This is a genomic window from Allomuricauda sp. F6463D (assembly GCF_023015965.1).
Taxonomy (GTDB): Bacteria; Bacteroidota; Bacteroidia; order Flavobacteriales; family Flavobacteriaceae; genus Flagellimonas.
In genome coordinates, this window is record NZ_JALKAN010000002.1 from 812028 (window position 1) to 825911 (window position 13884).

Here is a 13884-nt window from a genome sequence, read left to right on the forward strand (position 1 = left end):
ATGTATAAAAGTATTGGGGCAATTTTGATTCTGGCGATGCTGGCATCATGTAAACAGATAAAAGAACCGGTTGATGAAGTGGCAAAAGTTGAAGTAATCGAAAAACTTCCAGAACTTCATTATGGCTTTAACCTTGATGAATTCAATGTAGTTCAAGATACGGTTCGTAATGGAGACAGTTTTGGGGAGCTTATGCTCAAGAATAAAGTGGACTACCCCAAAATTTTTACAATCTCAGAAAATTATCGTGACACCTTCGATGTTCGTAAAATTATGGTAGGTAAACCATATTTGATTCTTAAATCAAAAGATACTTCAGAAGTAGCAGAAGTATTTATTTATCAAAACGACAAAATAAATTATACTGTAGTTGATTTACGCGATTCCGTTGTCGCCTACAAAAACAGAAAGAAGGTTACGCTCAAAGAAAGAGAGGTTGGAGGTATTATTACCAGCAATCTTTCCGAAGCCATGGACAATTTAGGAGTGGATTACGGGGTAACCATAGGTCTATCCGAAATTTATGCTTGGACCATTGATTTCTTCAGATTGGAAAAAGGAGACAAATTCAAAGTGGTTTTCGATGAAAGATATATCAACGATACCGTTTACGCTGGCCGAGGCCCAATTAAAGCGGCCATTTTTGAGCACAAAGGAAGGGAAGTTTATGCTTTTCCATATGTTGCCGATTCTGTGAACAACATATTGGATTATTTTGACCAAGATGCCAATAACCTTAGAAGCACCTTTCTTAGGGCTCCTATAAAATTTGGGTACAGGTTATCCTCACGATATAATTTAAATCGTAGGATTGCCTACTACGGTTACAAAGTTAGGCCTCACAAGGGAACGGATTATGCCGCGAATGTTGGTACCCCCATTGTTGCTACAGCCGATGGAACCGTAACAGAATCTACTCGAAGAGGAGGTAACGGAAAATATGTCAAGATCAAACATAATGGCACATACAGTACCCAATACCTGCACATGAAAGCGCAGAAGGTGAAAAAGGGAGAGTTTGTTCGTCAAGGAGATGTTATCGGATGGGTAGGTATGACGGGTAATACTGGAGGACCGCACGTGTGTTACCGTTTTTGGAAAAATGGTAGGCAAGTAGATCCGCTCAAAGAAAAGCTTCCTGCGGCCGAACCCATAGCAGATTCTTTACGTATGGACTATTTGGCACATATTTCACCATTAAAAGAACAATTGGATTGTATCGAATTTACTGATACAACCCCCGAACCCGAAGAAACATTAATATCCTACACCCAGTAATGGCACTACCCTCTATAAATCCTAATAAAACCGATAGCTGGAAAAACCTTCACCAACACTATCAAGAGACCAAAAACATACATTTAAAGGAACTGTTTTCACAGGATGGAGAGCGGGGAAAAAAGCTAACTATTCGTTGGAACGATTTTCTAGTTGACTATTCAAAGAATAGGGTTACGGATAAAACATTGGAATTACTCTTGGAACTGGCAGAGGAGGTCGGTTTAAAAGATGCCATAAACAGTTATTTTGCCGGTGATTCCATTAACCAAACAGAAGGGCGTGCCGTTTTGCATACTGCATTGCGCGCCAAAAAAGGAGATAAGATCTATGTTGATGGTGTAAACATTGTGGAAGAGGTTTTTGATGTAAAGGAAAAAATCAAATCTTTTGTAGATACTGTTATAACTGGTGAGCGTAAAGGGCATACGGGGAAAGCTTTTACCGATATCGTAAATATTGGCATAGGTGGATCGGATTTGGGACCAGTGATGGTGACCGAAGCTCTCAAATTTTATCAAAACGATCTAAAAACCCATTTTGTAAGCAATGTGGATGGTGATCTCGTTCACGAAGTACTGAAAGAGCTCGACCCAGAGACCACCTTGTTCGTAATAGTTTCAAAATCGTTTACTACTCAGGAAACCTTGTCCAATGCACTGACCATTAAAAAATGGTTTTTACAGAACGCCTCGGAAAAAGATGTGGCTGATCATTTTGTGGCCGTATCCACCAACCTTGAAAAAATCAAGGAATTTGGTATTGCAAATGAAAATGTATTCCCAATGTGGGATTGGGTCGGTGGTCGATTCTCCCTTTGGAGTGCGGTTGGACTGTCCATTGCACTTTCCGTAGGGTACGATAATTTCGAAGCTCTCTTATCCGGAGCCAACGAAATGGACAACCATTTTAAGGATGCACCTTTTGAAGAAAATATTCCGGTAATTTTAGCACTGATCAGCGTATGGTACAATAATTTTTATGGTGCAGAGACCGAGGCTATAATACCATATACTCAATATCTACATCGATTTTCCGCATACTTACAACAAGGTATCATGGAAAGCAATGGTAAAAGTATGGATAGGTCGGGTAAAAGAGTGGGTTATGAGACCGGAACCATAATTTGGGGTGAACCAGGCACTAATTCGCAGCATGCCTTTTTTCAATTGATACATCAGGGAACCAAATTGATTCCAACAGATTTTATTGGCTACAAGAAATCCCTGCATGGCGATGTGGACCATCACAATAAATTAATGGCTAATTTTTTTGCACAGACAGAAGCGTTGATGAACGGTAAAACTGAGGCTGAAGTAAAACAAGAACTGCAATCTCAAGGGCTGACGGACGAAGAACTTCAAAAAATTCTTCCATTTAAAATATTTGAAGGCAATAAACCTACCAATACCATATTGATTGAGAAACTTACGCCAAAAAGCCTTGGTGCCCTGATTGCACTTTACGAGCATAAAATATTTGTGCAAGGGGTGATTTGGAATATTTTTAGTTATGATCAATGGGGCGTAGAGCTTGGAAAGCAACTGGCGAAAAATATTTTGTCCGATATTGAAAATTCAACAATCAGCAATCACGATAGTTCCACATTGAACCTTTTGCATTATTTTAAGGGGTAAATTGCCATCTTATCAAATCGGTGTTAAAACCGTAATCAATTGTTTATCAGTTAATTTTGTTTGTTAATTTAGTGTTAATTATATTAGCCTGATTTTAACTTTGGCTTAATGGGAGTGTGTTCAAAATAATCCACATTTGCAGGGCTAATTATACACTAAAACACTGAATTAAATGAAAAGAATCTACTTGGCTTTTGCAGCTCTGCTTATGTCTGCAATGGCATTTTCGCAAGGAACTCTTACTGGTACGGTAACCGATGGCGACATGGGCGGACCACTGCCAGGTGCTACTGTAATGGTTAAAGGAACCAGTACAGGTACATCTACTGATTTCGACGGTAACTTTACTTTGGAGGTAAGCCAAAGTTCAGGAACCTTGGTAGTATCTTATATTGGATTTCTTAAACAAGAAGTCTCTTTCACATCTACAGGAAGTATCGGCACAATCACATTGATGCCAGATGCAGAACAACTCGGTGAGGTTGTTGTTATAGGATCAGGGCTTATTGATTTAGCTGAGGACAGAAAAACTCCTATTGCTGTATCAACGATATCTGCCGCACAGATTGAACAAAAGACTGGTAATTTTGATTTGCCCGAAGTTTTAAAATCTACACCTTCCGTACAGAACGTTAAAGGGGGTGGTTTTGGTGATGGTCAAATGTATTTACGTGGTTTTGATCAAACTAATACAGCATTCATGCTTAACGGTCAACCTATAAACGGGGTTGAAGATGGAAAAATGTATTGGTCCAACTGGACTGGGGTATTGGATATTGCCAATGCTGTTCAGGTACAAAGAGGTCTGGGTTCTTCCAAACTTGCAATTTCATCTGTGGGTGGTACGATCAATATCGTAACCAAAACAGTTGATATGAGAGAAGGAGGTTTTGTTAAAACAATGGTAGGAAACGATGATTATCTAAAAACCTCTGCTTACTATTCTACTGGACTAATGGATAACGGTTGGGCATTTTCGGCCATGCTCGGACATTGGCAAGGAGATGGCTATATGCAAGGAGCCAAAGGTCAAGGACAAACCTACTTTTTGTCTGCTGGATATAAGCCAAATGACAATCATATTTTCAACTTTTTACTTACAGGAGCTCCTCAATGGCATGGTTCGGCAGGAGGAAATGACCTGTCTGATTATCTAGAGAAAGGCCGCAGATATAATGACTGGTGGGGCTACTATAAAGGTAAAGAATACGCTGGTGGTAGAAATTATTATCACAAACCAGTAATGAACCTTAGTTGGGACTGGACAATCGATGAGGACACCAAACTTTCTACCGTAGCTTATGCTTCATTTGGTAGGGGTGGTTTTGCTTACCCAGAAGGAGGTTCCTTTTATGGCTTTAGAGATGCAAACGGACTTTTGGATTATGATGCGATCGAAGCCAACAATATAGCAGATCCGACCGCGGACAACTTTGTGAAAAGTTCTGTCAATTCCCATAACTGGTATGGCTTGTTGGCCAACTTTGAAAAACAATTCAGTGAGAATCTATCCTTCAACGTAGGTGTTGATGGAAGATCTTATAATGGTATACACTTTAGAAGTGCAGCTGATTTGTTGGGAGCAACACCATCATATACAAACGGATACAGCGGTACCTTTACCATTGATGAAGATTTTGGATACAATCCATGGTCAAATACTTTTTCACTAACCAATATAGATTCTACTGACAAACTGGGCTATGATTATGAAGAAGTAATCAACTATGTTGGTTTGTTTTCTCAATTAGAATATGCTACAGATGTTTACTCTGTTTATGCGCAAGGTGCAATTTCCACTCAATCTCACTTAAAAACAGATTATTGGAACTATGCAACTGCCCAAGAAGCGGAAAAAGTGACAAACCCTGGTTTTAATGCAAAACTTGGAGGATCATACAACTTAAATGAGGATAATATCATCTTTGCAAACGCAGGGTACTATTCTCGACAGCCATTCCATGATGATTTGTTCACCAACATCAGAAGCTCAAATGAGCTAAACCCATTCGGAGATGAAAACCAAAAAATCACAGGTCTAGAAATGGGATACAAGTTTAAAAGTGAATTTGTTTCCATCAACGCCAACCTGTACCATACCATATGGGATAATAGAATTTTGTCTTCTGCCACAGATAATGATGGGGACAGTGTTTCTGATGAATTTACACAATCAAGTGGAATCAAAGAAGTGCACCAAGGTGTAGAATTGGAAATTTTCACCAGACCTGTGACCGGGTTAAGGCTTGATGGTTTTGTTTCTGTAGGGAACTGGTTTTATGATGGTAATGTAGAAACTAGGACTTACGACATTAATGATAACTTATTGAGTTCAGGTGACATTGCTTTCGTGAATGATGCTAAAGTTGGTAATGCAGCTCAAATTACCGCAGGTGCAAGTGCATTTTGGACAATCACAAAAGGTGTGTCCGTAGATGCAACCTTTAACTACTATGATGAATTGTATGCCAATATAGACTTAACCTCTTCTGAATTTGCAACAGACAATAACAGAGGGTCATTATTGTTGCCTTCTTATACTAACGTGGATGTTGGTGCCACATATAAAATGTTTGTGGGAAGGGATAAGGACAAATCAATCGCTTTACGTTTGAACATAAATAACTTGTTTGATGAGTTCTATATTGAAAATTCTGCTACAAGTGATTATGCAGAACCTGGAGACGATACCTGGAAAGGAATTAACACCGGCAATAATGTGGACTTAGGATATGGTCTGAATTGGAACCTATCTTTGCGATACAATTTCTAAAGATAACTTTATAGAACATAAGAAGCCCTTTGCAATAGCAAGGGGCTTTTTTTATGCCTAAAATTCCGTATTTTTAACGGCACAAACTATACCTAATGGAAATCATCAAGAACCTACACTCTTATTTGGCCTATGTGGTTTTGGCCGTTTTAGTAATCGCTGTAATCAATGCCATAGCGGGTTGGTTGGGCAAAAAAGACTTTACACTACAAAAAGATCTTCGTATAAGCCTGTTTGCACTAATTTTGAGTCATATTCAACTTTTGGTGGGACTGCTATTGTTTTTTACATCAGCAAACGGACTAAAGGCCATCCAAACCTTGGGCATGGGCGGACTTAATGCTCCTGCACGCTTATTGGCAGTAGAACACCCTTTTATCAATATTATAGCGTTGGTTTTGATTACCATAGGCTGGTCACGACACAAAAAATTGATGGAGAGCGTTAGAAAGTTCAAAACCATATCCATTTTTTACGGATTGGGTCTATTACTGATTTTGAGCCGTATCCCTTGGGGGCAGTGGTTTGCTTAAAAACTTACTGACATTGTTCTCGAAAAAGCAGGAATCCAACTTAATCAGCTTCCTTCAACAAAAATAAATACGCAGGAAAGTGGTCGCTGTACCCGGCCGTGTATGCGCCGCCCGAATAGGTACGTAGCGGATAACCTTTGTAACTCCCTTTGTCCGTCCTTAAAAAGGATGGAGCAAAGATGCCCGCTTTCCAAAATGAAAGTTCATTACGGTCTGTGGTCACCAAGTTGGCCGTCATAAACATTTGATCGAACAAGTTCCATTTATCTCGATATGCAAGAGAACCTACTCCTTTCTTGAACATCGCTTCCATGGGATTATAAAGACTTACACTGTCCAATTCATGTGTTTTTCCTTTTGTTTTCAATATTTTTTTCAAACTGTCATCAATGGGGTCATCATTTAGGTCGCCCATCGCAATAATTTTCGCATCCAAATCCAATTTTTGAATAGAATCTATAATACGTTTAGTAAGCAAAGCCGCCCTTACCCGAAAAGGTTGACTTTTATCGGGCCCACCTCTACGCGAAGGCCAATGGTTCACAATAAAATAAACGCTCTCACGATCCATTGTGCCACCGACCACCAATTGGTCGCGAGTGTATTTCCTTTCACTTAAATCGTCAAACAACAATAGCCGATGACTTTTAAAGGATGAAGGAATAAATGATGCTTTTTTGTAGAGCAGAGCCACATCAATCCCACGTGCATCGGGAGAATCAAAATGGATAATGCCATAATTCTTATCCCTTAAATTTGGATGTTGCACCAAATCCTCGAGTACACCTAAATTTTCAACTTCGCATAGACCCACGATGTCGGGTGATGTTTTGGAAGCTTCCATACCAATTTTGGAAATAACTTTGGATAAATTTTCAACTTTTTGATGATAACGTTCCTCGGTCCAATGGTACCGCCCTTCCGGGGTACGGTCATCATCAAAAACAAGGGAGTCATTTACCGTGTCGAACAGGTTTTCACAGTTGTAAAAAGCAACCGTTCTTAAAGTGTATGTTTTGGACTTTTGTCCACAAAGAGAGGTCGATTTTAATACAAGTAGGCATATTAATAATCGCATTTTATTTTGAATTTGTAGCTAAAATAAGTAGAATTGTTTGCTTTTTTTTCAGTTTGTACAGCAATTACAACCCCTTTTTTCTTAATTAACCTACAATAAGCTATGAGACTAGTCAGCTTCCTGGCTATACTCTGTTGTTGCAAACTGCATTACGGACAACAAAGTACACGCATTACAGGGCAATTAATGGAAATGGGTTCGGATGCACCTATTTCAAAAGCCATACTTTCACTTGAAAGTACTTCCCAAAAATTTATAACGGATGCAAACGGAAAGTTTGAACTCAATCTATCCAAAACAGGCGAACAAATGCTCCATATTTCCGCTTTGGATTTTGTTTCAAAACGATTCTCGCTCTATTTGGAAGGAAATCCAATTGATTTGGGTACCATTTATCTGGAACGCGATATTGCGCATGAACAAGTGGACAACCTAATTTCGTTGACCGATGGTGACCTTTCGGATGACTTTGAATCCGTTTCCAGTTCCATGGGATTGCTACAGTCAACAAGGGATATTTTTCTAAACCGTGCAGCATTCGATTTTGGACAAGCCTTTTTTAAAGTTCGCGGCTATGATTCAAGTAATGGCGAGGTACTGATCAATGGTGTGCCCATGAATAAGTTTTATGATGGGAGACCACAGTGGAACAATTGGGGCGGATTGAACGATGTGGTTAGGAATCAGGAATTCACCAATAGCTTATCCATAAATCCTTATACTTTCGGAGGAATTATGGGCAATACCAACATCAGCACAAGACCCTCTGGTATGCGACCAGGCATTCGGTTGTCCTCATCACTGTCCAATCGTACGTATCGGGGAAGACTCATGGCAACCTATAATTTGGGAAAACAAGCAAGTGGATTGGCCTATTCGGCATCCGTTTCTCGGCGATGGGCCAAAGAAGGCTTCGTGGAAGGCACACTGTATGATGCTTATTCTGCTTTCGGCGCCCTCGAGTATCAATTCAACCCACAAAACAGTATCACTTTTACGTCAATTTTGGCCCGGAATCGACGTGGACGTTCTGCTGCTTTAACAGGAGAAGTTTATGAATTAATGGGCAGCCAATACAATCCCTACTGGGGCGAACAAGAGGGAAATGTTAGAAATTCGAGGGAACGTGAGGTTTTTGAGCCACTATTTCTGCTCAATTATGCCATGGAAAAGAAAAAACTGAATTGGAATGTTGGTGCGGCATATCAAACAGGAATCAATTCAAGAAGCCGGTTGGGATATTTCAACGCCCCAAACCCAGACCCAACTTATTACAGGTATTTACCAAGTTATCATATCAATAGTTCCATAGGAGCAGATTTTATAAACGCCAACCTTGCAAAAGAATCCTTTTTGGAAAATCCGCAAATGGATTGGGAACAACTGTATGCTGCCAACGCCAATAATGATGACAAAGCGGCCTATCTACTTTATGATGATATTGCCAGGGACAATACTTACATAGCGTCAACCAGTTTTGACTATACGTTGAACGATCTCATAAAACTAGGTTTCGGCGGAAACTATAAATCTACATTATCAGAAAATTACGGGGAGATTCAAGATTTGTTGGGTGCCAGCTTCCATGAGGACATGGATACTTTTTCCAATACATTAAATGATGTTGATGGTAATGTACAGAAAACAGTAGGAGAAAAGTTTAGTTATCATTACAATATAAATGCCTCTAAAATGGAAGGTTTTGCCCAGGCAAAACTAACTTCCAACAAATGGGATGGTTTTGTGTCCGCTTCCTACTCCAATTTTAATGTACAGCGGGATGGCTTGTTCAAAAACGAACGTTATTTGGAAAATTCCTTCGGAACTGGTGAAAAGGTATCATTGTCCAGCCTATCCTATAAAGGAGGGTTCACCTATTTTTTGACAGGTCGGCATTGGTTCAAGGCCAATGCGGCAATGATTGAAAAACCACCCATTGTGCAAAACATATTTGTAAATCCAAGGGAAAACAACGAAATAGTTCCAGAGATTCAAAAAGAGAACATCAGCAGTCTAGATATAAGCTATTTTGTGAGATTGCCAAGCTTAACGGGGCGCATAAGTGCATTCTACACCAGGTTTCAAAACACGACGGACATCAATTTCTTCTTTGTGGATTCAGGTTTAGGTTCCGATTTTGTGCAAGAAGTAATTACCGGTTTGGACAGACTAAACAAAGGGATTGAATTCGGTTTTGAATATGAAGTGTCATCCAGCGTAAAATTGACCGCAGCAGGAAATGTAGGTCAGTATGTTTATGCAAGTGACCCATCAGTACAAATAAATTTTGATACCGCAGGAGCTGAGGAAGAGCTGATCAATCTGGAAGGAAATATAGACTTGGGCGTTGCCACCTTAAAAGATTTAAAACTGGCACAGGGTCCCCAAACTGCTTTTGCCTTGGGAGTGTCCTACAGAGCCCCAAAATACTGGTGGGTAAGTGCAACCACTAATTATCTCACCAATAACTACATCAACCTATCCACTATTACCAGAACTGCAAGTTTTTTAATAGATCCAGAAACTGGTGAACCATTTCCAGATGCTACGGAAGAAAATGTGGCACAATTACTAAAGCAAAATAAATTGGACGATATCTATCTGCTCAATTTGGTCGGGGGCAAGTCGTGGTTGCTCGGCGGGAAATACATTAGTGTGTTCGCCAGTGTAAATAACCTCTTTGATACGGTTTTCCGCACCGGCGGATATGAACAGAGCAGGAACGGAAACTATGGACAACTAAAGCAGGACAATCTAAGCGGCTCACCCTCCTTTGCCCCAAAGTATTGGTACAGCTACGGAAGAACCTATTTTTTGAATTTGGCCATAAGCTTTTAATCATCTCCTTATGAAAAATATACTTTTAAAAATCTTTGGAATAACTGGATTGTTCATGTTTATCTGCTGTGTGGACAGCAGAGATTTTGATACTATAGCAGAAAGTTGCATTACTGATATTGAACCCAATATCACTTTTTCGGAATTGGATTCCTTGTTGCAGGATGAAGTAATACAGATTAATGATGATTTAATATTGGAGGGCTATGTGATTTCTTCTGACAGGGCCGGAAATTTTTACAATGTTCTCTTTTTGCAGGATGCCATGGAAAAACCATTGTTTGGACTTCAACTCGAAATTGATTTAAGGGAATCACATTTGTTATTTCCTGTTGGAAGCAAGGTAATGATAAAGCTAAGGGATTTATATCTTGGCAAGAAAGGGAGTGCACTTAGATTGGGAGGTGTTTTCTCCTCATTCGGCAATTTATCTATTGGAAGATTGCCGAGGGGAAAAGTTTTTGATCATCTTTTTTTGAGCTGTGACAGTGAAGGGGTCCTTGAACCTGTGATTGCAACCATCCCTAAAATGGATAGTATACCATCAAACGTATTGGTAGAGATTGAATCATTGGAGTTTTCGGAAGAAGAGCTAGAGCAAACTTATGCAGTATCCACGGAAGAGACCGAGCGAACCCTTATGGACTGCGAAGAAAATGAAATTGTTCTTTTGAATAGTGGTTATGCCGATTTTCAAAATGAACCAATACCAACAACAAATGGAAAAATAACTGCGGTTCTGGTACGGGATGGAGATACACCGCAATTGATAATCCGTACTTTGGAAGATGTGGACTTTACCGAAGAACGTTGCCCAGAGATTATCACGGAGTTTACTTCCAATCAGATTTTTATTTCCGAGTTGGCAGACCCCGACAACAATTCTAAAGCACGGTTTGTGGAACTATATAATTCAAGTGCCGAGGCTTTGGATTTGAACCTGTGGACACTCCGTAGATATACAAATGATAACACGGAGATAAGTTCCACCATTGATTTATCCGGTTTGATTATCGGTTCCGAAAGTACGTTGATCATATCGCCCAATGCGGAAGAATTTGAGTTGGTCTATGGGTTTGCTCCAGACTTGGGAGTGTCCACCAACAGTCCGGCAGATTCCAATGGAGATGATAATCTGGAATTGGTTGATCCTTTTGGTAAGGTTATCGATGTGTTTGGAGTAATTGGAGAGGATGGAACAGGAACCAACCACGAATTTGAAGATGGAAGGGCAATTCGGAGTCCAAATATTCTAGAGGGAAATCCTGTTTACACTTTTAGTGAATGGATCATCCACAATGATTCGGGAGATGCGGGAACCATAAAATTGCCCCAAAACGCCCCCGAGGATTTTACCCCAGGGATTAGGGACCAATAAAAGAATGCCCTTTTGTAGAAAAAGCGCAAAAGAATAGAAAATAATTATGATTAGATAATGGTTTAATATTTAAAATTTATGCTTAAAGCATTCAATTTTGTATTTTTAGTATTCTGAAAATATTATCTAACAACTATAAAATTATGAGTAAAGAAATAGCGAACGGGGCAGATGCAAGTCAATGCCCATTTTTGGGTGGAGTTGCCGGGGTGGGTACTTCTAATAAGGATTGGTGGCCCAATCAACTTAGGTTGGAATTGTTGAACCAACATTCTGAAAGATCAAATCCACTTGGAAAAAATTTCAACTATGCCGAAGAATTTAAGAAATTGGATTATGCCGCACTTAAAAAGGATCTTTTGGATGTAATGACCGATTCGCAAGATTGGTGGCCCGCGGATTTTGGTAGTTATGCTGGGTTATTTATTCGCATGGCATGGCACAGTGCTGGCACCTATCGTGTAAAAGATGGTCGTGGAGGAGGTGGACGCGGTCAACAACGTTTTGCGCCTTTGAACGCATGGCCAGATAACGTGAGTTTGGATAAAGCAAGGCGATTGCTATGGCCCATCAAACAAAAACACGGTCAAAAAATATCTTGGGCAGACCTTATAATTTTGGCCGGTAACGTAGCCTTGGAATCATCAGGATTCCGAACTTTTGGTTTTGCTGGAGGTCGTGAAGATGTATGGGAGCCAGACCAAGATGTGTATTGGGGCAACGAAACCGAATGGTTGGCATTGAGTGATACGCCAAATAGTCGTTACCAACATAATAAAGAAAAGCGTGAAATAGAAAATCCATTGGCAGCCGTTCAAATGGGATTGATCTATGTTAATCCAGAAGGGCCAGATGGAAACCCTGACCCAGTCGCTGCAGCACATGATATTCGTGAAACTTTTGAGCGTATGGCCATGAACGATGAAGAAACCGTAGCACTTATTGCCGGAGGTCATACTATTGGCAAAACACATGGGAATGGTGATGCGGACAAAATAGATGTTGATCCAGAAGGAGCAGACTTGGACTTGCAAGGCTTGGGATGGGTAAATAAAAATGGTTCAGGAAAAGGTGCAGATGCCTTCACTTCAGGATTGGAAGTAATTTGGACCTCAACCCCAGTGCAATGGAGCAACGATTTCTTTAAGTTCTTGTTTGAATTTGAATGGGAATTGACCAAAAGCCCAGCTGGTGCTCACCAATGGGTAGCATCTAATGCGGAGGCCATTATCCCTGACCCCTTTGGTGGACCCAACAGAAAACCAACAATGTTGACGACCGACCTTTCGTTACGTTTTGACCCTGCTTATGAGAAAATTTCACGTAAATTCTATAATGATCCGCAAGCCTTTGCCGAAGCGTATGCTCGTGCATGGTTTAAGTTGACCCACCGTGATATGGGACCGGTTTCCCGTTATTTGGGACCAGAAGTGCCCAAGGAAGAATTGATTTGGCAAGACCCAATTCCTGCGGTGGATTATAATTTGGTTGATGATTCAGATATAGTTGAATTAAAAACTAAAGTATTGGAATCCGGTCTTTCAGTTTCTGATTTGGTGTATACTGCATGGTCATCTGCAGCTACTTTCCGTGGAGGGGATAAGCGAGGTGGAGCCAACGGTGCACGAATCAATTTGGAACCGATGAATAAGTGGGAAGTAAACAAAGACACTCATAAAACCATCAAGGTTTTGGAGGGGATTAAAGATGAATTTAATCGCAATGCCGCTGGCGGAAAGAAAATATCTTTGGCCGATATGATTGTTTTGGCAGGTAGTGCCGCTATTGAAAAAGCGGCTATGGATGCTGGTGTTTCTACGGACGTGCCATTTACTCCCGGGCGTAACGATGCTAAACAGGAGCAAACCGAAATTGAATCAGTAGACTATTTGAACACACCATATGATGGGTTCAGAAATTATGTGGTTGAAGGAGTAAAAATGCCAGCAGAGCATTTGTTGGTGGATAAAGCTCAATTATTGACACTTACTGCGCCTGAAATGACGGTTCTAGTAGGTGGTTTGCGAGTTCTTGGTGCCAATTTTGACGGGACAAGACATGGTGTTTTTACGGATAATATTGGCGTGTTAAGCAATGATTTCTTCGTAAACTTGCTCGATATGTCTACCGAATGGAAGGCTGCCAACGATGAAAAATCAATATACGAAGGGAATGATCGCAATACAGGTGAATTTAAATGGTCTGGTACTCGAGTAGATTTGGTATTTGGATCTAACTCTATTTTACGCACTATTGCGGAAGTCTATGCCGAATCGGGCTCCGAAGCAAAATTTGTAAAAGATTTTGTAGCTGCTTGGACCAAGGTGATGAACCTAGATCGCTTTGATTTGAATTGATACATCGCTTCA

Annotated in this window: 8 protein-coding genes; 7 read left to right on the forward strand and 1 reads right to left on the reverse strand. The window is 40.3% G+C overall.

Translation table 11 applies throughout. The annotated features are described in order from the left end of the window. From MWU56_RS12125 to MWU56_RS12140, 4 genes are all read left to right on the forward strand, one after another. A complete protein-coding gene (locus tag MWU56_RS12125; protein WP_247044768.1) occupies positions 1-1278 on the forward strand; it encodes a peptidoglycan DD-metalloendopeptidase family protein in 1278 nt (425 codons plus the stop codon). Beyond that, positions 1278-2915, forward strand: coding sequence for a glucose-6-phosphate isomerase (gene pgi, locus MWU56_RS12130; protein ID WP_247044769.1), 1638 nt, complete (start codon positions 1278-1280; stop codon positions 2913-2915). Before MWU56_RS12125 ends, pgi begins: the two co-directional genes overlap by 1 nt. Before the next feature lie 172 nt (positions 2916-3087). Further along, complete coding sequence (locus tag MWU56_RS12135) at positions 3088-5688, forward strand: TonB-dependent receptor (protein WP_247044770.1); 2601 nt, start codon at positions 3088-3090, stop codon at positions 5686-5688. Positions 5689-5783: 95 nt separating this feature from the next. Next, entirely contained in the window at positions 5784-6221 is a 438-nt protein-coding gene (locus MWU56_RS12140) for a hypothetical protein (protein WP_247044771.1), read from the forward strand. 40 nt (positions 6222-6261) lie between these two features. Here MWU56_RS12140 and MWU56_RS12145 read toward each other — a convergent pair whose 3' ends face one another. Beyond that, positions 6262-7299: an endonuclease/exonuclease/phosphatase family protein gene (locus tag MWU56_RS12145; RefSeq protein WP_247044773.1), complete on the reverse strand. Its 1038-nt coding sequence runs from the start codon at positions 7297-7299 to the stop codon at positions 6262-6264. 102 nt (positions 7300-7401) lie between these two features. Here MWU56_RS12145 and MWU56_RS12150 point away from each other — a divergent pair, with 102 nt between their 5' ends. The 3 genes from MWU56_RS12150 (at position 7402) to katG (ending at position 13872) form a co-directional block, all read left to right on the forward strand. Further along, a complete protein-coding gene (locus MWU56_RS12150; protein WP_247044774.1) occupies positions 7402-10137 on the forward strand; it encodes a TonB-dependent receptor in 2736 nt (911 codons plus the stop codon). Positions 10138-10147: 10 nt separating this feature from the next. After that, complete coding sequence (locus MWU56_RS12155) at positions 10148-11515, forward strand: DUF5689 domain-containing protein (RefSeq protein WP_247044775.1); 1368 nt, start codon at positions 10148-10150, stop codon at positions 11513-11515. A gap of 143 nt (positions 11516-11658) precedes the next feature. Continuing rightward, positions 11659-13872 (forward strand): catalase/peroxidase HPI, encoded by a 2214-nt coding sequence (gene katG, locus MWU56_RS12160; RefSeq protein ID WP_247044776.1) that lies wholly within the window; start codon positions 11659-11661, stop codon positions 13870-13872. Positions 13873-13884 lie beyond the last annotated feature (12 nt).